Raw genomic sequence first — 21597 nt, 5'->3', positions numbered from 1 at the left:
AGATTTCTTCAACAACTTCAACCACTTGCGCTTCTGATCTCTCATCAGCGGGAGGCGAATTCTACAGCGTTACACGCTGCTGTCAACACCTCTTTTTCAACTTCCTTTGGGCTTCGATGAACTGAAGCTACTTGCTGCCGAAAACTTCATAACTCATTGTTTACCAAGGAGTTTTCCGTTTCGACTGCGCCGGAAGTGGGGCGAATTATAGGCTTCCAGAATCTGCCGTCAACACTTAATTCTGCTTTTCTATCAATAAGTTAGGATTGATTAAAAAACGAGCACTCTCTAGAAGAACACTCTTCGCACTTCTATATAGAGGGAATAACTCAGATGACACCTGCCGCCTTCAACGCAGCCACATTAGCTGCACCCAACCCCAGAACCCCCTGCAACACCTGAAGCGTATGCTCCCCCAATAGAGGAGGCGCACTACGGTACTCCACAGGTGTCTTGGATAAACGTATCGGGTTGGCAACCTGAGGCACCATCCCCGCCAGCGCATGAGGCAGCTCCATAGCCAAGCCCCGCGCCTTGACCTGAGGATCGGCAAATACCTGCGCCAGATCATTGATCGGTCCGCACGGCACGCCCACTCGCTCCAACCCTGCCACCCATTCAGCAGTCGTCTTGAAGACCGTAGCCTGGCGGATCAATGGAATAAGCACCGCACGATTGGCTACTCGAGCCTTGTTGGTGGAGAAACGCGAGTCATCCGCCCACTGTGGCTGCCCAGCGACTTCGGCGAATTTACGGAATTGGCTGTCATTACCCACGGTAAGAATGAAATCCCCATCGGCTGTGGGAAAGTCCTGATAGGGCACTATATTAGGATGGGCATTCCCCAGGCGCTTCGGCGACGCTCCGGTTGTCAGGTAATTCATCGCCTGGTTTGCCAGGCAAGCCACCTGTACATCCAGCAGTGCCATATCGATATGTTGGCCACCACCATCATGATCGCGATGCGCCAGCGCTGCCAGGATCGCCACAGTTGAATAGAGCCCTGTCAGGATGTCCGTCAGCGCGACGCCAACCTTGACCGGCCCGGCCCCCTCATCCCCCTCAGGCCTGCCCGTCAGACTCATGAGCCCACCCAGCCCCTGGATCATGAAGTCGTAGCCGGCACGCGCTGCATAAGGCCCCGTCTGGCCAAACCCCGTGATTGAGCAATAGATCAGCTCCGGGTTGGCCTCCTTGAGCGATTCATAATCCAGGCCATAGGCTGCAAGCCCCCCGACCTTGAAGTTCTCGATCAAGATGTCCGACTTGGCAGCCAGATCGCGCACCAACTTTTGCCCCTCCTGTCGCGTAAAGTCGATAGTCACCGACTCTTTATTGCGGTTAGCCGAAAGGTAATACGCTGCCTCACTGGTGTTCTCGCCATCGGCATCTTTCAGGAAGGGCGGCCCCCAGGCGCGCGTGTCATCACCACTACCGGGTCTTTCGACCTTGATCACCTCGGCCCCAAGGTCTGCAAGGATCTGCCCGGACCAGGGTCCCGCCAGTACTCGCGACAAATCCAGTACCCGCAGATGCGAAAGCGCGCCCATGCCCATGCTCCTATTAGTAGAACGCCTGAAGACCGGTTTGTGCGCGCCCCAGAATCAAGGCATGCACGTCATGGGTCCCTTCATAGGTGTTGACCACCTCCAGGTTAACCAAGTGGCGCGCCACTCCGAACTCATCGGAGATGCCGTTGCCACCCAGCATGTCCCGGGCCATGCGTGCGATGTCCAGGGACTTGCCACAGGAGTTGCGCTTCATGATCGAAGTAATCTCAACCGCCGCCGTACCTTCGTCTTTCATCCGGCCCAGACGCAGGCAACCTTGAAGAGCCAGGGTGATTTCGGTCTGCATATCGGCCAGCTTCTTCTGGATCAACTGCGTGGCGGCTAATGGCCGACCAAACTGCTGACGATCAAGGGTGTACTGACGCGCCGTGTGCCAGCAGAACTCAGCAGCCCCCAGCGCCCCCCAGGAAATCCCGTACCGTGCCGAATTAAGACAAGTAAAAGGACCTTTCAACCCACGCACGTCCGGGAAGATGTTCTCTTCTGGCACGAATACGTTATCCATGACGATTTCACCGGTGATGGAGGCCCGTAGGCCGACCTTGCCGTGAATGGCCGGTGCGCTCAGGCCTTTCCACCCCTTCTCCAGGACGAAGCCACGGATATCGCCCGCATCGTCTTTGCCCCACACCACAAACACGTCCGCGATCGGACTGTTGGTAATCCACATCTTCGCGCCGGTCAGGCTATAGCCGCCATCCACTTTGCGCGCCCGGGTAATCATCGCGCCCGGGTCGGAGCCATGGTTAGGTTCGGTCAGGCCAAAACAGCCGATCCATTCGCCAGAAGCAAGCTTAGGCAGGTACTTCTGTTTCTGCGCCTCAGTGCCAAATTCATTGATCGGCACCATGACCAGTGACGACTGCACGCTCATCATCGAGCGATAGCCAGAGTCGACACGCTCCACTTCACGCGCAATCAACCCATAGCTGACGTAGTTCAAGCCACTGCCGCCGTACTGCTCGGGAATCATCGCGCCCAGTAAACCGGTTTCCCCCATCTCACGGAAGATCGCCGGGTCAGTCTTTTCATGACGGAAGGCTTCGAGTACACGCGGAGCCAGCTTGTCCTGAGCAAATTGCTCAGCGCTGTCGCGCACCATGCGCTCTTCTTCGGTGAGCTGTTGATCCAGCAGCAGCGGATCGATCCAGTTGAAGCTTGCCTTGCCAGCCATGAATAAGTCCTCGCGCAAAACATCAGAAGTCGTGGATGCAGACTAGGCCGGGTCGGCCCAGAGGGCAAACGAGGTTTGCGCATAGGCTTGTGCTAATTTCTCACTTCGTAACATTCAACCAGGCCAGAAATGCGCTTTATCTGTGAGGGCAACGTACATGCGCAGAAAAATTCCCAGCACCACCGCACTGATAAGCTTTGAAGCAGCAGCCCGTCACGAGAGCTTTACCAAGGCGGCGCAAGAGCTTTCGATCACCCAGGGCGCCATCTGCCGACAGATCGCCAGCCTAGAGGAGTTTTTAAGTGTCGAACTGTTTCGCCGCTCACGACGCGGTGTGAAGTTGACGGAGGCTGGCCTGTCTTATAGCCGCAGAGTGGCAACACAGCTAGACGCTGTGGAGCGAGACACCTTGTCCGTCATGGGCCAGCAGGGTGCCAACGTCATCGAACTGGCAGTGGTACCGACTTTCGGCACGCAATGGCTGATCCCGCGCCTCAAGGACTTTCAACGTCAGCACCCGGAAGTAACGGTCAACCTGACCAACCGCACACGCCCCTTCCTATTCGCCGACACGGAGTTCGACGCTGCGATCTATTTCGGCGATGCCGATTGGTCCGGTACAGAGTCCCACAGACTCATGGGCGAAAACCCTGTACCCGTGTGTAGCCCATGCTTACTCGGTGGCCGCACGCATTTCACCCCCCAGGAGATCGCCGAATTGCCGCTACTGCAGCAGACCACACGCCCCTATGCCTGGCGGCAATGGTTCAACGCCCGACAGCTGAACGTTCCCCGCGACATGACAGGCCCTAGATACGAGCTATTCTCGATGTTGTCCCAAGCAGCCACGCATGACATGGGCGTTGCGCTGATTCCGCCATTCCTCATCCAGCGGGAGCTGAAGGAGCAGCAGCTGGTCATTGCCAGCAGTGAAGCGTTGAGCAGCGAAAAGGCTTATTACCTGATGATTCCCGACAAAAAGGTCGAATCAGCCTCATTACACGCTTTCAGGGATTGGCTGGTCGACCAATCACAGCGCTACAGCCCCAGCACTGAGGGAAACATTTCGAATTATTGACCCTGTAGTCAGGTTATTTTTAAGCCTACAGATATAAATATATGTCGCATTTGAACAGACTGTACTCATCGAACAGAAATACGGCTCCAAGCCATGATTTTCATGGCTTGGAGCGACACTTACCAGCCAATAACCGACTATTCACGCCAAAGATAGAAAAAGCAGCGAAAAACAGCTGCAGCCCTTTAATTACTTGTATTTAATGAGGTTATTCCATGGTGTTGCGACAATCAGTCACAGGGTGACTTGTAGTTAATTTTTCGTCACCCGTCATAATCCCTTGAAGGCCGTAAAGTTCGCCTGCAAAATGCCGCGCCCCGCTGTCATTTCAGCGGGATCGTGCTGATCGGCCGCCCCAGTTGCGCCACTCGCGGTGCACTGGCCTTTTTACAAAAAGATCAAAAGCAAAAAGATCATGCAGGAGATTTGACGTGCACATTGGTGTTCCTCTCGAAACCCAGACCGGTGAAACGCGGGTGGCTGCCACCCCGGAAACCATCAAGAAACTGATCGGCCAGGGCCATAAGGTCACTGTACAAAGCGGTGCCGGCATCAACGCCAGCATCGTCGACAGTGCCTATGAAACAGCAGGCGCAACCATTGGCAGCGCCAACGATGCATTTGGCGCCGAGCTGATCCTCAAGGTGGTTGCCCCCAGCGACAGCGAACTGGCGCTGATCAAAAGTGGCACCGTGTTGGTGGGCATGCTCAATCCGTTCAGCAACGAAACCATCGCCAAGCTCGCAGAGCGTGGCGTCACCGCCTTCGCCCTGGAAGCTGCGCCACGTACTTCACGGGCCCAAAGCCTGGACGTACTGTCCTCCCAGGCCAACATCGCCGGTTACAAGGCCGTGTTACTGGCCGCTCATCACTACCCGCGCTTCATGCCGATGCTGATGACCGCCGCTGGCACCGTAAAAGCTGCGCGCGTGTTGATCCTCGGCGCCGGTGTTGCGGGGCTGCAGGCCATCGCCACGGCGAAACGCCTGGGTGCGGTGATCGAGGCGTCCGACGTACGCCCGGCGGTTAAAGAGCAGATCGAATCCCTCGGTGCGAAATTTGTCGACGTACCTTACGAAACCGATGAAGAGCGTGAATGCGCCGTCGGTGTCGGTGGTTACGCACGCCCGATGCCGACCAGCTGGATGCAGCGCCAGGCCCTGGCCGTACACGAACGCGCCAAGCAGGCCGACATCGTTATCACCACAGCGTTGATCCCAGGCCGCAAGGCTCCAACCCTGCTGAGCGCCGATACCGTGGCGCAAATGAAGCCCGGTTCGGTAGTCATCGACCTCGCCGCCGCACAAGGCGGCAACTGCCCGCTGACCGTCGCCGACCAGGTGGTGGTGGAAAACGGCGTAATCATCTGCGGCCCGACCAACCTGGCGGGCGCTGTCGCCGCCGACGCGTCGGCCTTGTATGCACGCAACCTGCTGGACTTCCTTAAGCTGGTCTTCACCAAGGAAGGGCAGTTTGAAATCAACCTCGAAGACGACATCGTCGCCGCGTGCCTGATGTGCCGCGACGGCCAAGTCATCCGCAAAAACGCCTAAGCAGGGATTCAGACGATGGAAGAGCTTATCTCCCCCGGTATCTACAACCTGATCATCTTTGTGCTGGCGATTTATGTCGGTTATCACGTGGTCTGGAACGTAACACCCGCATTGCACACGCCGCTGATGGCCGTGACCAACGCCATTTCCGCGATTGTCATCGTCGGCGCCATGCTGGCTGCCGCGCTGACCGTCACCCCGCTGGGCAAGACTATGGGCACCCTGGCGGTAGCCTTGGCGGCAGTTAACGTATTCGGTGGTTTCCTGGTTACGCGTAGGATGCTTGAGATGTTCAAGAAGAAAGCGCCCAAAGCTGTGAAAGAAGAGGTGCAGAAGTAATGAGCATGAATCTGGTGACGACGCTCTACCTGATCGCGTCGATCTGTTTCATCCAGGCCCTCAAGGGCCTTTCGCACCCCACCACCTCGCGACGCGGCAACCTGTTCGGCATGCTCGGCATGGCGCTGGCGGTACTCACCACCGTCGGCCTCATCTATAAGCTGGGGGCTGAACTGGCGACTGCCGGTATCGGCTACGTCATCGTTGGCCTACTGGTTGGCGGTACCGCCGGCTCGATCATGGCCAAGCGTGTCGAAATGACCAAGATGCCCGAGTTGGTCGCCTTCATGCACAGCATGATCGGCTTGGCAGCAGTGTTCATCGCCATTGCCGCCGTGGTCGAGCCGCAGTCCCTGGGTATCGTCAAGCACTTGGGCGATTCGATCCCGGCCGGTAACCGCCTGGAACTGTTCCTCGGTGCTGCCATCGGTGCAATCACCTTCTCCGGCTCGGTGATCGCATTCGGCAAGCTGTCGGGCAAGTACAAGTTCCGCCTGTTCCAGGGCGCACCGGTACAGTTCGGTGGCCAACACAAACTGAACCTGGTGCTCGGCCTCGCAACCCTGGGCCTGGGCCTGGCGTTCATGTTCACCGGCAACCTCACCGCGTTCGCACTGATGCTGGCCCTGGCCTTCGTACTGGGTGTGCTGATCATCATCCCGATCGGCGGCGCTGACATGCCAGTAGTAGTGTCGATGCTTAACAGTTACTCCGGCTGGGCAGCGGCGGGCATTGGCTTCTCGCTGAACAACTCGATGTTGATCATCGCGGGCTCCCTGGTGGGCTCCAGCGGCGCGATCCTGTCGTACATCATGTGCAAGGCGATGAACCGCTCCTTCTTTAATGTGCTGCTGGGCGGTTTCGGCAACACAGTAGATGCCGGCGCGGCAGCTGGCTCCAAGGAAGCGCGCCCGGTGAAGTCCGGTTCGGCCGACGACGCCACGTTCTTGCTGACCAATGCCGACACGGTGATCATCGTGCCGGGCTATGGCTTGGCAGTCGCCCGGGCCCAACACGCGCTTAAAGAGCTGACTGAAAAGCTTACTCACCGCGGGGTCACTGTGAAGTACGCGATTCACCCCGTAGCGGGCCGTATGCCAGGGCATATGAACGTACTGCTGGCCGAGGCAGAAGTGCCTTACGACCAGGTATTCGAGATGGAAGACATCAACTCCGAGTTCGGCCAGGCCGACGTGGTGCTGGTGTTGGGCGCCAACGATGTGGTCAACCCGGCTGCGAAGAACGATCCGAACTCGCCGATTGCCGGCATGCCAATCCTCGAGGCGTTCAAGGCCAAGACCATCATCGTCAACAAGCGCTCGATGGCCAGCGGCTACGCGGGCCTGGATAACGAATTGTTCTACCTGGACAAGACCATGATGGTCTTCGGTGATGCCAAGAAGGTCATCGAAGACATGGTCAAAGCCGTCGAATAACACTGCGCCAGCGCAATACCCCAAACCCTGGCCTCCCGTAGGCTGGGGTTTTTTATTACGGGATGAAACCCGACCAAAGGCTCTAAATCGCTACCTGGCATTCGACCATGGTAGCGGGCCGAAACTTTTTGAAATCACTACACTGCCCACCTTGCTTCCGTAGCCTGAGATAACAATTCATGTACCGTGATCGTATCCGCTTGCCTTCGTTGTTGAACAAGGTCATGAGCGCGGCAGAAGCCGCCGCACTGATCGAGGACGGCATGACCGTCGGCATGAGCGGCTTCACCCGCGCCGGTGAAGCCAAGGCCGTCCCCCACGCCCTGGCCGAACGCGCCAAGACTTCGCCCCTGAAAATCACCCTGATGACCGGCGCCAGCCTGGGCAATGACTTGGACAAGCAACTGACCGAAGCCGGCGTGCTGTCGCGACGCATGCCATTCCAGGTCGACAGCACCCTGCGCAAGGCGATCAACGCCGGCGAAGTCATGTTTATCGACCAGCACCTGTCGGAAACCGTCGAGCAGTTGCGCAACAACCAGCTCAAACTGCCGGACATTGCGGTGATTGAAGCCGTCGCGATCACTGAGCAAGGGCACATCGTGCCCACCACCTCCGTAGGCAACTCGGCCAGTTTCGCGATTTTTGCCAAGCAGGTAATTGTCGAGATCAACCTGGCGCACAACCCGAACCTGGAAGGGTTGCATGACATCTATATCCCGACCTACCGGCCAACCCGTACGCCGATCCCGCTGGTGAAGGTCGACGACCGCATTGGCAGCACCGCAATTCCGATCCCGCCGGAGAAGATCGTCGCCATTGTGATCACCAATCAGGCCGACTCCGCCTCTACGGTGACGCCACCTGACAGCGACACCCAAGGCATTGCCAACCATCTGATCAACTTCCTCAAGCAAGAGGTGGACGCCGGGCGCATGACCAACAAGCTCGGTCCGCTGCAGGCGGGGATCGGCAACATTGCCAACGCAGTAATGTGTGGCTTGATCGACTCGCCGTTTGAAGACCTGACCATGTACTCGGAAGTGCTGCAGGACTCCACGTTCGACCTGATCGACGCCGGCAAGCTGAGCTTCGCCTCCGGCAGCTCGATCACCTTGTCGGAGCGACGCAACGCCGACGTGTTCGGCAACCTGGAGCATTACAAGGACAAACTGGTGCTGCGCCCGCAGGAAATCTCCAATCACCCTGAAGTGGTGCGGCGGCTGGGCATCATCGGCATCAACACCGCGCTGGAGTTCGACATCTACGGCAACGTCAATTCCACCCACGTGTGCGGCACGCGGATGATGAACGGCATTGGCGGCTCCGGTGACTTCGCGCGCAATGCGCACCTGGCGATCTTCGTCACAAAATCGATTGCCAAGGGCGGCGCGATTTCCAGCGTGGTACCGATGGTCAGTCATGTGGACCACACCGAGCATGACGTGGACATTCTCGTCACCGAAGTGGGCCTTGCCGATCTGCGCGGCCTGGCACCACGGGAGCGCGCACGAGTGATCATCGACAACTGCGTGCATCCGGCCTACCGCGACGCGCTCAATACCTACTTTGAGGCCGCGTGTGCCATCGGCGGGCACACGCCGCACATCCTGCGTGTAGCCCTCAGTTGGCACATCAACCTTGAAGAAACCGGACATATGCTCAAGGGCTGATCGATACAGATCCGGGCTGATGCAAATACAGTTTCATCAGCTCGAAGATCCAATGGGCATTTTAGTAAAAAACTGTACTTCTGTACTGGTCAAATCCTACTGAAATATCCCACTACTTCCTTCGAAAACACCTATTTCGCACCGTTAAGGTGCAGATAGGTACAGTTGCCCCATTTTCGTACCGTACAGCCTGATTAAACAGTTAACTGGCCTCTCACAATACAGGTGAACTGTATCTAGAGAGTCTTGCGCCGGAGGAGGATCATTGGCATCAGTTAAACCACTACCTAATCCCGCCACAAGCGGAAGGATGTCATCATGGAACGTACACTCAGTTCCGAACTGTTCTTCGAAGATAAAGCTGTAAACACCAACGCTTCCCTGCCTTTGCGCGTTCTCGCCAACCTGATGTTGTGGCAGCGCCGCATCTCCAGCCGCCACCAATTGGCTCGCCTGGATTCGCGCCTGCTGGCTGACGCCGGTATCAGCGAAGCTCAACGCTACGAAGAGCTGAGCAAGCCGTTCTGGCGCTAATAGGCGCCCGCTGGCCCTGACCCGCCGGGTCCACCGCCAGCACCCAGATTTATCAAAACAAAGCCCGCCCCGGGTAACCGGAGGCGGGCTTCGTTGTTTCTGCGATAGGGGCTTGAAGCCGCGAGATTTCTGCTTACCGGTACAGATTTATGAATGCAACAAATGACAGGTACAGTTAATTGCATGCTTCCGAATAGACAATCGCGAGACTAATATCCACTCACCACGTGGCGAACCTTGTAGAGCGTGCGTCTGATGCTCAACAGTCCCAGTCCGTTTCGCAGTGGCCGCTTCGCGCCACCTTATTATTCGTCTACAGGAGTTTCCCCATGTCCCGTCTTCGCCTGTTATGCACTGCTGCTGTGTTGACCCTGGCTGCCAATGCCCATGCGAGCAGCTTTATCATGACCACCGACTCGATCGTCGGCGCGCTGAAAGCCACTTCCGACGCAACCTCAGATGCCACCTCCTCCCTGCGCGATAACAAAGTGGTACAGGCCGCACGTGACGACGCGGCCAGCTTTGTCGCCAGTGAAGGCGCCATCCGAGGCGTGAAGCTGGAAAGTGCCCTGGCCCACATCCGCCAACAAGCGCCGCAACTGAACACCGCAACCGATGCACAGTTGGCACAGGCCATTCTGGCGATCTGATACACGGCAACCAGAAGGGAGCGCCAGCCGCTCCCGGATGCCTGCGCGCTGGCTCTCGCCCGGGCATTGCGCTAGCCTTGGCGCTCGCTTTCAGTTGTCGAGTCCCATGGCTTTTTCATACCGTCTGTTTGTTGTCTCTATATTGTTTTCCGCCTGCTGGTCACCCCTGGCTTCGGCCCTTGATGTGTCCACCCAGAGCACTGTTGTCAGCGTGTACGCCACCAGCAAGGTGACCTCTGCACCGTTCGACAACAAGTTGGTCGTGGCCGCCCAGGATGATGCTGCCGCTTTCATTGCCACTGATGGCCAATGGCGGGGCGTACGCCTGGAGTCCGCACTGGATTATCTGCGCCGCACCCAACCAAAACTTCATGCAAGCGACCTTGAACTGGCGCAAGCAATTCTCGTCCAATAATCATCTTTGTATTTGGAGTCACCGCAATGCGTAGCCCGTTGATCGTCGCCGCCCTCGGCCTGCTGTTTTTGGCCGATGTCGCCCAGGCGCAAACCTTGAAGGCCACCAGTAACATCGTCGTGCGTGCTTCGGCGCGTACCATTGATTTCACCTCGGACACCACCACTTCCATCCGCGATTCCAAAATCGTGCGTGAAGCCCACGATGATGCCGCCAGTTTCGTCGCCACAAATGGCGAGATTCGCGGCGCGCAACTCGAAGCTGCCTTCGACACCCTGCGCACCCGCGTACCGCAAGCCCGTGATGCCAGTGACCAGACCCTCGCCGAAGCTATTCTCGCTCTGTGAGGCGCGTCAAAGCCTGGCTCCTGGCCGGGGCTGTGCTGCTGTGTGCAAGTACAGCCCAGGCCAGCCTGCAACTGCGGCTCAAGACCGATGGCTTGAGCCCGGCTGAACAGCAGGCCAGCCAGGCATTGCTCGATGATGCGATGCGCGCCTTGCCGCCACGCTTCATCGAGCAGCTGGATCGCCGCATCGATGTCGGCTGGACCGACAAGATGCCAGCAAACGCTTACGGCCAAGCCTCTCTTGTGTCCGAACTGGACTTGAACCAAAACCTGCTCGCCAGCCTGACCGACGGCAGCGCCGCCACCCAGAAAACCAATCGCCCCCACGGCAGCGTGCGCCGGGAAATGCTAGCCACCGTGCTGCATGAACTGACTCACATCTATGACCGTGCGCGCCTGTGGCCCAAAGATGAACGCGCCCTGATCCAACGCTGCAGCCGCCAGAACAACATCACCGGCTTGATCGGTTTGCCCGACCAATGCCGTGGCCAGAACGACCGTCGCTTTACCCTAAGTGACGATCCGCGCCTGCTGGACCTCGCCGGCTGGCCGCAATACGTCGGCCGCCGCGGCGAACGCGAACAGCACAATAATCAGGTGGTGCGCAGCCCGGATATCTACGAAACCACCAGCCCGTTGGAGTTCGTGGCGGTCAACATGGAGTATTTCCTCCTCGACCCCAGCTACGCCTGCCGACGCCCCGCGCTTTTCCACTATTACAAGGAGCATTTCGGCTGGGCACCGCCCGTGCAGGACACCTGTGCCACGACCTATCCGTTCCTGAACGCCGGCAACGATTTCGCCAAGACGCCCCTGGGCCAGATTGACCCGGAACGGGTGTATGAAATCGATTACCTGCTCGCCGAGGCCAACCAGAATCTGGTCAGCCGTTGGGGCCATAGCATGCTGCGCCTGGTGATTTGCGCCCCAGGTCGCCCGCGTGGCCCGGATTGTCGGCTGGACCTGGACCGACACCTGGTGTTGTCCTACCGCGCCTTCGTCGGTGACGTACAGTTGTCGAGCTGGGACGGCCTGGTGGGCAAGTACCCATCACGACTGTTCGTACTGCCGCTGGCCCAGGTCATCGACGAATACACCAAGACCGAACTGCGTGGCCTAGCGTCGGTGCCGCTGAAGCTCAACCGCAAGGAAATCAACGACACCGTCGAACATGCCGCTGAAATGCACTGGAGCTATGACGGCAACTACTTCTTCATCTCCAACAACTGTGCGGTGGAGAGCCTGAAACTGTTGCGCAGTGGCAGTGCCAACCCGCAATTGACCGGCCTGGACAACATCACCCCCAACGGTTTGCTCGAAGTCCTCAGCGCGCGCGGCCTGGCCGACACCAGCGTGTTGAATGACAAACGCGAGGCGCTGCGCCTGGGGTATCACTTCGACTCGTTCCGCGAGCGTTACCAGGCCATGTTCGATGTGCTGCGCAAGCGCCTGCCGATCAAGCAGACCCAGGTCGAAGACTGGTTGGCCCTGGATGCGCAAGCGCGTCGCCAGTGGTTCAGCCAGGCCGACCTGCGCACCAGCGCCGCGCTGTTGCTGCTGGAGCAGGCCAGCTATCGCAGGCAGCTGATGCTCGCCCAGGATGAAGTCAAGCAGCGCTACCTCAATGCCCGCGAGCTGAAAAACGGCGGCATGGAGAAAGCCAACAACACGCTGCAACAGATCCTCGCCAACAGTGGCTTCCTCAGTCGTCCGGCCGAGTTGCTGGACAGCGGCGGCTATGGCCTGCCGCAGCCTTCGGAAGCCAAGCGCCTGGAATCGGAAAGCGCGGAGCGCCAGAAGCAACTGCAATCGTTGACCGGCGAGCTGGATAAGGAGGTGAGGGCGCTGCTCGATCCGTCCCGCGCTGCCGAGATTGCCGCCAGTGAAGCCAACCTCAAGCAACTGGGCGAGCATCTGCGTGCGCTGCATAAAGCGGCCGGTGGCCTGGAACTGCCGTAAGAGCTCAGCTAATCAAGTGATCCAAATGTGGGAGGGGGCTTGCCCCCTCCCACATTTTTATCTGCATAAGTCTCATGACCGTGTGTCCCGTCTTTTCCCGGCGAAAGCTGGCTGAAAGCTTCCCCGTCTAGGATCGCCCTCACTGCCGGCAACAGACCGGCTGTTAACAACAACAATGGTGATTCCCGATGTCCGCTCGTACCCGCCTGTTCGCTGCAACTCCACCCGTACGCCTCGTGCCTTTCGTTCTGCGCTGACCCTCACCCGGTTTGCCATTCCCTAGCCGCGCTACGCCTGGAGTATCCCTATGCTGACTTTCCTTGGCTTTGCCATGGTCATCACGTTCATGTTCCTGATCATGACCAAGCGCCTGTCCGCGCTGATCGCCCTGATCATCGTGCCCATCCTGTTCGCGTTGTTCGGCGGTTTCGCGCCGAAGATCGGCCCGATGATGCTCGAAGGCATCACCAAGCTCGCGCCGACCGGCGTGATGCTGATGTTCGCCATCCTCTACTTTGCCTTGATGATCGACTCCGGCCTGTTCGACCCAGCCGTGCGCAAGATCCTCAAGATGGTCAAGGGCGACCCGCTGAAGGTCTCGATCGGCACTGCCGTGCTGGCCCTGGTGGTATCCCTGGACGGTGACGGCGCCACTACATACATGATCTGCGTCGCCGCCATGCTGCCGCTTTACCAACGCATCGGCATGAGCCCACGAATCATGGCGGGCCTGATCATTCTCGCCGGTGGCGTGATGAACATGACCCCTTGGGGTGGCCCGACGGCCCGCGCCGCCAGTGCGTTGCATGTGGACCCCTCGGACATCTTCGTGCCGATGATCCCGGCCATGGCCGCCGGCGTCGTGGCGATCCTGGTGATTGCCTATATGTACGGCAAGCGCGAGCGTGCGCGCCTGGGTGAACTGCACCTGCAAGGCGACGAGATCGACCACAGCGAAATCAGCGTGTCGCAGTTCCCTGACGCTCGCCGCCCGAAGTTGATCTGGTTCAACGGCGCCTTGACCCTGGCGCTGATGTGCACCCTGATCGCCGGCCTGTTGCCGTTGCCTGTGCTGTTCATGGTGGCGTTCAGTATCGCGATGATCGTCAACTACCCGTGCCTGCAACAGCAGAAAGACCGCGTCGCGGCCCACGCCGGCAGCGTGTTGGCGGTGGTGGGGCTGATCTTCGCCGCGGGCATTTTCACTGGCATCCTGTCAGGCACCGGCATGGTCGACGCCATGTCCAAGAGCCTGCTGGCGGTCATCCCCGAGGCCATGGGCCCGTACCTGGCGGTGATCACCGCGCTGGTAAGCATGCCGTTCACCTTCTTCATGTCCAACGATGCGTTCTACTACGGCGTGCTGCCGGTACTGGCCGAAGCCGCCAGCCACTACGGCATCACCGCGGTGGAAATGGCCCGCGCATCGATCGTTGGGCAACCGGTACACTTGCTCAGCCCGCTGGTACCCTCCACTTACCTGCTGGTGGCCCTGGCCGGTATCGAGTTCGGTGATCATCAGCGCTTCACCCTCAAGTGGGCAGTGCTGGTGTGCCTGTGCATAATGTTCGCTGCATTGCTGATGGGGATTTTTCCGCTGTTCAGCACTCTATAATCGTACCGACTCACTCACCGCGCGGCGCTGCAGCTGGCGCGGTATAACATTTGCTCAAAGGAATACACATGGAATGGCTGACCAATCCGGAAATCTGGATTGCCTTCTTCACCCTGACGGCCCTCGAGATCGTCCTGGGCATCGATAACATCATCATGATTTCGATCCTGGTCAGCCGCATGCCCAAGCATATGCAGGCGCGCACCCGGATCTTCGGCCTGGCGCTGGCCATGGTCACGCGCATCCTGTTGCTTCTATCGATCACCTGGGTCATGCAACTGACCGCGGACCTGTTCGTGGTGCTTGGCCAGGGCATTTCCGGCCGTGACCTGATCCTGTTCTTCGGCGGCCTGTTCCTGCTGTGGAAAAGCTCCCAGGAGATGTACCACGCCCTGGAAGGCGAAGATGAAACCCACGACGAGCCCAAGGGCGCCGGTGGCAAGTTCATCTACACCATCATCCAGATCGCGATCATCGACATCGTTTTTTCTCTGGACTCGGTGATCACCGCCGTCGGCATGGTTTCCCATGTGCCGGTAATGGTGGCTGCAATCGTCGTGGCCGTACTGGTGATGATGCTGGCCGCCGGCACCATCAGCGAGTTCATCGACAAGCACCCGTCGCTGAAAATGCTGGCGCTGTCGTTCCTGCTGGTGGTGGGTACTGTACTGATCGCCGAATCCTTCGACGTACATGTGCCAAAAGGCTACGTCTACTTCGCCATGGCATTCTCGCTGGCGGTAGAAGCGGTGAACATCAAGATGCGCACCGCCATCGCTAAAAAGAAGAAACAGCAGGATCCAGTGAAACTGCGCAAGGACATTCCGGGTCAATAATCCTGACCCGCTGCTGAATGGCCCGTTTGATCGTTCCCACGCTCCGCGTGGGAACGATCTTCATGACAGTTTTGTTTCAATCCCCACTTTAGCTATGCGATGCTGGCGCAGAGCCCATTCGCCAACTACAGCTTAAGTACAAGACGTAGAACGGCACGCGGCAACTTTCCTTCGCTCCTGCTGGAGCGCACCCACACGGGGGGCCGAGCATGCTGACCTTGCTCAATCTGCTTTCCGCCGTGACCCTGCTTATCTGGGGCACGCATATCGTCCGTACCGGCATCCTGCGGGTCTACGGGTCCAATTTGCGCCAAGTCATCGGGCAGAACATGTCCAAGCGCTGGCTGGCCTTTGTCGCCGGTATCCTGGTGACGGCCATGGTGCAAAGCAGTAACGCTACCGCGATGCTGGTGACGTCCTTCGTCGGCCAAGGGCTGATGAGCCTCACGCCGGCCTTGGCCACCATGCTTGGCGCCGACGTCGGTACTGCGTTGATGGCCCGGGTGCTGACTTTCGACTTGTCCTGGCTGTCGCCGCTGCTGATCTTCCTCGGGGTGATTTTCTTCCTGTCGCGCAAACAGACGCGCGCCGGGCAACTGGGCCGGGTCGGAATCGGCTTGGGGCTGATCATCCTCGCGCTGCAATTGATCGTCGAAGCCGCCGGGCCGATCACCCATGCCCAGGGTGTCAAAGTCATCTTCGCCTCGCTGACCGGCGATATCTTGCTGGACGCTCTGGTCGGCGCGCTGTTCGCCATGATTTCCTATTCCAGCCTTGCCGCTGTATTGCTCACGGCAACCCTGGCGGGCGCCGGCGTGATCGGGCTGCATGTGGCTATCGGCCTGGTGATCGGCGCCAACATCGGCAGCGGCGTGCTGGCCTTTCTCAGCACCAGCATGCAAAACACTGCCGGGCGCCAAGTGGCCCTGGGCAGCCTGTTGTACAAATTGATTGGTCTGTTGCTGATCATTCCCGTGCTTGACCCACTCGTCCTCTGGATGGACGGCCTGGATTACAGCGCCCAAGGCATGGTCATCACCTTCCACCTGCTCTACAACGTCACGCGCTGCTTGATTCTGCTGCCCACCATTGGCCCTATGGCGCGGCTGTGTGCCTGGCTGCTGCCCGAGCGCGAAGAAACCAATGGCAAGGCCAAACCACGCCACCTTGACCTGGCCGCGCTCACCACGCCGAGCCTGGCCCTGGCCAACGCCGCGCGAGAAACCCTGCGCCTGGGCGACCTGATCGACAATATGCTCACTTCGATGCAAGAGGTCCTGCGCGGCAATCAAACCGCAATCACCCAAGAGATGCGCAGCCTCAGCGATGACGTCGAAGCGCTCTACAGCGCGATCAAACTTTATTTGGCGCAAATGCCCCGGGAAGACCTGAGCGAACAAGACAACCGCCGCTGGGCAGAAATCATCGAGCTGTCGATCAACCTGAAACTGGCCGGTGACCTGATCGAGCGCATGCTGCGTAAGGTCCAACAGCAGAAAACCTCGCAGCGCCGGCAATTTTCCGAAGTGGGCCTGGAAGAACTCAGTGGCCTGCACAGCCAGTTGATTGCCAACCTGCGCCTGGGTCTCTCGGTGTTCCTCAGCGGTGACCCGGAAAGCGCCCGTCAGTTACTGCGTGAAAAACGCCGCTTTCGCGCCCAAGAGCGTCGCCTGGCCCACGCCCACGTCAGCCGCCTGCAACGCAAGATCGTGCAGAGCCTGGAGACCAGCTCACTGCATCTGGAGCTGATTGCCGACATGAAACGCTTGAATTCGTTGTTTTGTAGCAGCGCTTATGTAGTGTTGGAAACATCCGACACTGGCGCACTCTCCGCCGAAGATATTGCCGACATCACCCATTCACCCTGAACGTACGACGGCGAGTGAAGTCAGTTAACAATGGACCTCATTCGCCAGGAAGCTTGTTTTATGCGTCGCCTGTTACTCGCCTGCCTGCTCCTAGGCTCTGCACATACCTATGCCTTTGACCGCCTGCAAGTCGAAGGCTACACCTTGCCCAACGGTCTGCAACTGCTGCTCAAGCCAGGCACCGAACGCGGGCACGTAGCGATTCGCCTGGTGGTGGGCGTGGGCCTGGATGACTTCGGCTGCGAAGACAAGGAACTGCCGCACCTGCTCGAACACTTGCTGTTCAGCGGTATCGACGGCGGCGGAGAAGGCGACCTCGAAGACCGCATGCAAGCCCTGGGCGGCGAGTGGAACGCCTATACCAGCAACGCCGACACCACTTTCGTGATCGAGGCCCCTGCGCAAAACCAACGCAAGGTACTGGACCTGTTGCTGGCCATCCTCACCCGCACGCAACTGACCGACGCCAATATCGATGCGGCCAAGCGGGTGGTCGAACGTGAAGACGGGGGCCATTACTCCCATTTGCAACGCCTGCTGGACCGCCAGGACCTCGGCCACAACGCCAGCAACCAACTGGCCGTCGAACTAGGCCTCAAATGCGCCGAACGCGCCGAGGCCAATCACCTGACTCGCGATCAGCTGGAAGCGGTGCGCAAGAACTGGTACGCGCCGAACAACATGACCCTGATCATCGTCGGTGACCTCGACAAACTGCTGCCCGCCTATCTGGAACGCACCTACGGCCAACTCGACCCGGTGGAGCCCAGCGAACATCGGCCGCTCCCGGAAATCCGGCACACTGCCGCCAGCCACCGCGACCTGATCCACGGCTGGGTCGGCGATGGCGCCAAGCTGCACTGGCTGTTCCCCGAGCCGGTACTGGATGACCAGCATGACGAAACCTACGACCTGCTCAAAGATTACCTGGACTGGGCGCTGTACCGGCAACTGCGCCTCAAGCACGGCTTGTCCTACGGCCCCTGGACTGAACGCGAAGTGCTCGGCGGGGTCGGCTTCATGAGCCTGAACGCCGACCTCGAACGGGAAAATCTCCCTGAGGCCGAACAGGTGCTGCAAAACCTCAAGGCACAACTGCTCCAGGACGGGCTGGACCCAACAGCATTTGCCCGCCTGCAACATGCGGCCATTGCCCGCCAGGCCTGGGCTGTACAGGGCAACAGCGCGCTGGCGGACTATTATTGGAGTGCCGCCGGCGACTACGCCGATGGTCATTTCAGCGACCCGGTCAAACGCATCAAGGCCGTGAGCCTGGCGCAAACCAACCAGGCCTTGCGCGAAGTGCTCAAGCAACCGGGCTATTGGCGCATCGAGAAGCCACTGTTGAGCTATGACGCCCTGACCTGGATCGGTGCGGGCGTGCTGGGGCTGATCGCCATAGCGTTGATTAGCGCTCGGCGTTATCGCCGACGGATCGTGGAATGAGGCACCGGACCCAGGGCTAAGACGTTATTCTGTCTGGGATTTTTCATATAAAGACTGCGAACCGCCGAATGCCAAACCTGACCCACTTAATCCAGCGCATCCTCGAACTGATGAAGCGCTACCCAGGGGTGATCGCACTCGGCGGTTTCATCTCGGGCGTGGGCAGCTTTATCCTGGTGGACCGCCAGCAGGGCATGGCTAGCTGGATCGCAGTCATCATGCTGGTGAGCTGGCTGTGGCTGATGCTGGAAAACAGCTTCACGCAGCTGTTCACCAAGCTCTTCAAGCGCGAAATCCCTGAACCACTGTTGCGCTACGCCACCCAGATGATCCACCAGGAAAGTCTGTTTTTCGTACTGCCGTTTTTCTTCATCACCACAGCCTGGAACAGCGGCCAATCGGTGTTTACCGGCCTGCTCGGCGCAGCCGCGCTGGTGTCGATCATCGACCCGCTGTACTACAAGTGGCTGGCGCCCAAGCGTTCGCTGTTCCTCGCGCTGCATACCCTGACCTTATTCGCCGCACTGTTGACCGCGTTGCCGATCATCCTGCACCTGACCACTGCCGAGAGCTACAAACTGGCGCTGGGCGTGGCGATGGCCCTGTCGATTCCCAGCCTGGCCGTCAGCCTGCCGCTGCGCAGTCTCAAAGGCTGGGCGATGCTGCTGGGGGTCACGGCCGCCATCGGCTGCGCCGGCTGGTTCCTGCGCAGCTGGGTGCCGCCCGCCACTCTGTGGATGACCGAAGTGGCGATCAGCACCCAGCTGCAAGACCGCACACCCGGCGATCACCTCAAGGAAGTCACTGCCGCCCAGTTGCGCAGTGGTGGGCTGTACGCCTACACCGCGATCAACGCACCGCGCGGGCTGGATGAGCGGATCTACCATGTGTGGAAATTCAACGGCCAGGAAGTCGACCGTATTGCCCTGGATATCCATGGCGGTCGCAAGGAGGGCTACCGCGCCTGGACCCACAAGCAGAATTTCCCGGGTGACTCAGCAGGGCGCTGGCAGGTTCAGGTGCTGACCGAAGACGGGCAAGTCATCGGTGTATTGCGCTTCAAGGTGATAGACACAGCACAAGCGGACAACCCAAAGTAGGCGAGTGTGTGCTATTACGTAGCCATTGTGGATAGCCAAACAAGCTCGGAGCTTATGACCACTCGCACGACGGCCGGCGCGGCCCACCTTGATACGTCCATCACTCCACCTTTGCTCCGGATTACCGGCGACTGGACGCTTGCTCACTACGCCAACCTGAAGAAGCTGTCGGACACGCTCGACGGCCAATACGACGCTGGCGCCCGCATCGACCTCAACGGCCTCGGCGCATTGGATACCGCCGGCGCCTCGCTGCTGGTGGAGCTGCTGGGGCCGGAGCGTATCGAACACTCCGCCGAGCAGACCGATTGCAGTCTGCCAGCCGCAGACCGTGCATTGCTCAAGACGGTCTACCGCTCCCTGAATGATTTCTGCGTGCCGACCAAAGAGCCGGAAGAGGCTGTCGGCATCCAAGTGCTGGCGCGCATTGGCCGTGCCGTGGACACCGTCTGGCAAGACGCGATGAAGCTGCTGGGCTTTATCGGCCTGATCCTTGAAACTTTCGCCCGTGGCATCTTGCGGCCCAAGCGCTGGCGCCTGACGCCGATGGTCGCGCATATCGAACAGACCGGCCTCGACGCAGCGCCTATCGTCGCCTTGCTGACCTTCCTGGTTGGCGCGGTGGTGGCATTTCTCGGCGCCACGGTGCTCAAGAGCTTCGGCGCGACGATTTTTACCGTGGACTTGGTAGCGTTCTCCTTCCTGCGGGAGTTCGGCGTATTGCTCACTGCAATCCTGATTGCTGGCCGTACCGCCAGTGCGTTCACCGCACAAATCGGCTCAATGAAGGCCAACGAAGAAATCGACGCCATCCGTACCTTGGGCCTGGACCCCATGGAGCTGTTGGTATTGCCGCAGGTCTTGGCGCTACTGGTGGCGCTGCCGATGCTGACCTTCCTGGCGATGCTCTCGGGGATCGTCGGCGGTGGCGTGGTGTGTGCGGTGGCCCTGGATATTTCACCGGCGATGTTCCTCTCGCTGTTGCAATCGGACATTGGCGTGCAGCACTTTCTGGTAGGCATGGTGAAGGCGCCGATCTTCGCCTTCCTGATCGCGGCCATTGGCTGCCTGGAAGGCTTCAAGGTCAGCGGCAGTGCCGAATCGGTCGGCGCGCACACTACTTCCAGCGTGGTGCAATCGATCTTTGTGGTGATCGTGCTGGATGCGGTCGCCGCGATGTTCTTCATGGAGATGGGCTGGTGAGTCGTCTACACCGGGCGCCCGCTGAGGCGGTGATTGAAGTGCGCGGCTTGTGCAACCGCTTTGGCAGCCAGAGCGTGCACGAGAACCTCGACTTGGATTTGTACAAGGGTGAAATCCTGGCGGTGGTCGGCGGCTCCGGCAGCGGCAAGTCCGTGCTGTTGCGCAGCATCGTCGGCCTGCGGCGCCCTAGTGAAGGTGAAGTGCGGGTGTTCGGCAAGAACCTGCCGAGCCTGCCTGAGCATGAACGCTCGCTGGTGGAACGGCGCTTTGGCGTGCTGTTCCAGAAGGGTGCGCTGTTTTCCTCGCTGACTGTCACCGAGAACGTCGCCCTGCCCTTGATTGAACACGCCGGCCTCAGCCGCGCCGACGCCGAGCACTTGGCGGCGGTCAAGCTGGCGCTGGCCGGGTTGCCACTGTCGGCGGCCGACAAATACCCGGCCTCATTGTCCGGCGGCATGATCAAGCGCGCGGCCCTGGCCCGTGCGCTGGCATTGGACCCGGACATCCTGTTCCTCGATGAACCCACCGCTGGCCTCGATCCGATTGGCGCCGCGCAGTTCGACCAACTGATCCTGACCCTGCGCGACGCGTTGGGCTTGAGTGTGTTCCTGGTCACCCATGACTTGGACACGCTGTACACCATCACCGACCGCGTGGCGGTGTTGGCGCAGAAGAAAGTGCTGGTGGCCGACGCCATCGATGTCGTCTCGGAAACCGACGACGCCTGGATTCACGAATATTTCCATGGCCCCCGGGGCCGCGCGGCATTGGATGCCGCTCAATCGCTCAACGAGGTATGAC

At 59.4% G+C, this 21597-nt stretch carries 19 protein-coding genes; 17 read left to right on the top strand and 2 right to left on the bottom strand.

Annotation, left to right across the window (positions count from 1 at the left end):
* Positions 1-329 precede the first annotated feature (329 nt).
* Positions 330-1550, bottom strand: coding sequence for a CaiB/BaiF CoA transferase family protein (locus tag BLU48_RS29015; protein WP_057023165.1), 1221 nt, complete (start codon positions 1548-1550; stop codon positions 330-332).
* Positions 1551-1563: 13 nt separating this feature from the next.
* Positions 1564-2745, bottom strand: a complete 1182-nt coding sequence (locus BLU48_RS29010) for an acyl-CoA dehydrogenase (RefSeq protein WP_003187423.1) — start codon at positions 2743-2745, stop codon at positions 1564-1566.
* A 157-nt stretch (positions 2746-2902) separates the two neighbouring features.
* Between BLU48_RS29010 and BLU48_RS29005 the strand changes: the two genes are divergently transcribed.
* From BLU48_RS29005 to BLU48_RS28925, 17 genes are all read left to right on the top strand, one after another.
* Complete coding sequence (locus BLU48_RS29005; protein ID WP_057023166.1) at positions 2903-3823, top strand: LysR family transcriptional regulator; 921 nt, start codon at positions 2903-2905, stop codon at positions 3821-3823.
* A 431-nt stretch (positions 3824-4254) separates the two neighbouring features.
* Entirely contained in the window at positions 4255-5376 is a 1122-nt protein-coding gene (locus tag BLU48_RS29000) for a Re/Si-specific NAD(P)(+) transhydrogenase subunit alpha (RefSeq protein WP_046070300.1), read from the top strand.
* A 15-nt stretch (positions 5377-5391) separates the two neighbouring features.
* On the top strand, positions 5392-5715 hold the full coding sequence (locus tag BLU48_RS28995) for an NAD(P) transhydrogenase subunit alpha part 2 (RefSeq protein WP_005783507.1): 324 nt from the start codon (positions 5392-5394) through the stop codon (positions 5713-5715).
* On the top strand, positions 5715-7151 hold the full coding sequence (locus tag BLU48_RS28990) for an NAD(P)(+) transhydrogenase (Re/Si-specific) subunit beta (protein WP_046070299.1): 1437 nt from the start codon (positions 5715-5717) through the stop codon (positions 7149-7151). Before BLU48_RS28995 ends, BLU48_RS28990 begins: the two co-directional genes overlap by 1 nt.
* A gap of 179 nt (positions 7152-7330) precedes the next feature.
* A complete protein-coding gene (locus tag BLU48_RS28985) occupies positions 7331-8824 on the top strand; it encodes an acetyl-CoA hydrolase/transferase family protein (protein WP_057023167.1) in 1494 nt (497 codons plus the stop codon).
* A 318-nt stretch (positions 8825-9142) separates the two neighbouring features.
* The gene (locus tag BLU48_RS28980) at positions 9143-9358 is read left to right on the top strand and encodes a DUF1127 domain-containing protein (RefSeq protein WP_043048367.1); all 216 of its coding nucleotides are present in this window, start codon (positions 9143-9145) and stop codon (positions 9356-9358) included.
* Positions 9359-9687: 329 nt separating this feature from the next.
* Complete coding sequence (locus BLU48_RS28975) at positions 9688-10008, top strand: DUF2388 domain-containing protein (protein ID WP_056847557.1); 321 nt, start codon at positions 9688-9690, stop codon at positions 10006-10008.
* Positions 10009-10114: 106 nt separating this feature from the next.
* Positions 10115-10423: a DUF2388 domain-containing protein gene (locus BLU48_RS28970; RefSeq protein ID WP_057023168.1), complete on the top strand. Its 309-nt coding sequence runs from the start codon at positions 10115-10117 to the stop codon at positions 10421-10423.
* A gap of 26 nt (positions 10424-10449) precedes the next feature.
* Entirely contained in the window at positions 10450-10770 is a 321-nt protein-coding gene (locus BLU48_RS28965) for a DUF2388 domain-containing protein (protein ID WP_043048363.1), read from the top strand.
* A complete protein-coding gene (locus BLU48_RS28960; protein WP_057023169.1) occupies positions 10767-12728 on the top strand; it encodes a DUF7844 domain-containing protein in 1962 nt (653 codons plus the stop codon). Before BLU48_RS28965 ends, BLU48_RS28960 begins: the two co-directional genes overlap by 4 nt.
* A 307-nt stretch (positions 12729-13035) precedes the next feature.
* The gene (locus BLU48_RS28955) at positions 13036-14343 is read left to right on the top strand and encodes a CitMHS family transporter (RefSeq protein ID WP_057023170.1); all 1308 of its coding nucleotides are present in this window, start codon (positions 13036-13038) and stop codon (positions 14341-14343) included.
* A 68-nt stretch (positions 14344-14411) separates the two neighbouring features.
* A complete protein-coding gene (locus tag BLU48_RS28950) occupies positions 14412-15179 on the top strand; it encodes a TerC family protein (protein WP_057023171.1) in 768 nt (255 codons plus the stop codon).
* A gap of 209 nt (positions 15180-15388) precedes the next feature.
* Positions 15389-17047, top strand: a complete 1659-nt coding sequence (locus BLU48_RS28945; protein ID WP_057023172.1) for a Na/Pi cotransporter family protein — start codon at positions 15389-15391, stop codon at positions 17045-17047.
* A 60-nt stretch (positions 17048-17107) separates the two neighbouring features.
* On the top strand, positions 17108-18493 hold the full coding sequence (locus BLU48_RS28940) for a M16 family metallopeptidase (RefSeq protein WP_057023173.1): 1386 nt from the start codon (positions 17108-17110) through the stop codon (positions 18491-18493).
* Positions 18494-18561: 68 nt separating this feature from the next.
* Positions 18562-19593: a DUF5924 family protein gene (locus BLU48_RS28935; protein WP_043048357.1), complete on the top strand. Its 1032-nt coding sequence runs from the start codon at positions 18562-18564 to the stop codon at positions 19591-19593.
* A 54-nt stretch (positions 19594-19647) separates the two neighbouring features.
* Complete coding sequence (locus BLU48_RS28930; protein WP_057023174.1) at positions 19648-20796, top strand: MlaE family ABC transporter permease; 1149 nt, start codon at positions 19648-19650, stop codon at positions 20794-20796.
* Complete coding sequence (locus BLU48_RS28925; RefSeq protein WP_057023175.1) at positions 20793-21596, top strand: ABC transporter ATP-binding protein; 804 nt, start codon at positions 20793-20795, stop codon at positions 21594-21596. The genes BLU48_RS28930 and BLU48_RS28925 overlap by 4 nt, the downstream gene beginning before the upstream one ends.
* The last annotated feature ends 1 nt before the right edge of the window (position 21597 follow it).

It is taken from the genome of Pseudomonas synxantha (genome assembly GCF_900105675.1).
Classification (GTDB): Bacteria; Pseudomonadota; Gammaproteobacteria; order Pseudomonadales; family Pseudomonadaceae; genus Aquipseudomonas; species Aquipseudomonas synxantha.
Note: the sequence above shows the minus strand (reverse complement) of the source record. Positions and strands in the feature narration are given on the sequence as shown.

What these genes read in the sequence shown, in the direction of transcription:
- BLU48_RS29010 (WP_003187423.1), bottom strand. Translation starts at nt 2,745, where the DNA reads ATGGCTGGCAAGGCAAGCTTCAACTGGATCGATCCGCTGCTGCTGGAT.
- BLU48_RS28990 (WP_046070299.1), top strand. Translation starts at nt 5,715, where the DNA reads ATGAGCATGAATCTGGTGACGACGCTCTACCTGATCGCGTCGATCTGT.
- BLU48_RS28995 (WP_005783507.1), top strand. Translation starts at nt 5,392, where the DNA reads ATGGAAGAGCTTATCTCCCCCGGTATCTACAACCTGATCATCTTTGTG.
- BLU48_RS28965 (WP_043048363.1), top strand. Translation starts at nt 10,450, where the DNA reads ATGCGTAGCCCGTTGATCGTCGCCGCCCTCGGCCTGCTGTTTTTGGCC.
- BLU48_RS28970 (WP_057023168.1), top strand. Translation starts at nt 10,115, where the DNA reads ATGGCTTTTTCATACCGTCTGTTTGTTGTCTCTATATTGTTTTCCGCC.
- BLU48_RS28980 (WP_043048367.1), top strand. Translation starts at nt 9,143, where the DNA reads ATGGAACGTACACTCAGTTCCGAACTGTTCTTCGAAGATAAAGCTGTA.
- BLU48_RS29015 (WP_057023165.1), bottom strand. Translation starts at nt 1,550, where the DNA reads ATGGGCGCGCTTTCGCATCTGCGGGTACTGGATTTGTCGCGAGTACTG.
- BLU48_RS28945 (WP_057023172.1), top strand. Translation starts at nt 15,389, where the DNA reads ATGCTGACCTTGCTCAATCTGCTTTCCGCCGTGACCCTGCTTATCTGG.
- BLU48_RS28935 (WP_043048357.1), top strand. Translation starts at nt 18,562, where the DNA reads ATGCCAAACCTGACCCACTTAATCCAGCGCATCCTCGAACTGATGAAG.
- BLU48_RS29005 (WP_057023166.1), top strand. Translation starts at nt 2,903, where the DNA reads ATGCGCAGAAAAATTCCCAGCACCACCGCACTGATAAGCTTTGAAGCA.
- BLU48_RS28930 (WP_057023174.1), top strand. Translation starts at nt 19,648, where the DNA reads ATGACCACTCGCACGACGGCCGGCGCGGCCCACCTTGATACGTCCATC.
- BLU48_RS28950 (WP_057023171.1), top strand. Translation starts at nt 14,412, where the DNA reads ATGGAATGGCTGACCAATCCGGAAATCTGGATTGCCTTCTTCACCCTG.
- BLU48_RS28985 (WP_057023167.1), top strand. Translation starts at nt 7,331, where the DNA reads ATGTACCGTGATCGTATCCGCTTGCCTTCGTTGTTGAACAAGGTCATG.
- BLU48_RS28940 (WP_057023173.1), top strand. Translation starts at nt 17,108, where the DNA reads ATGCGTCGCCTGTTACTCGCCTGCCTGCTCCTAGGCTCTGCACATACC.
- BLU48_RS28975 (WP_056847557.1), top strand. Translation starts at nt 9,688, where the DNA reads ATGTCCCGTCTTCGCCTGTTATGCACTGCTGCTGTGTTGACCCTGGCT.
- BLU48_RS28955 (WP_057023170.1), top strand. Translation starts at nt 13,036, where the DNA reads ATGCTGACTTTCCTTGGCTTTGCCATGGTCATCACGTTCATGTTCCTG.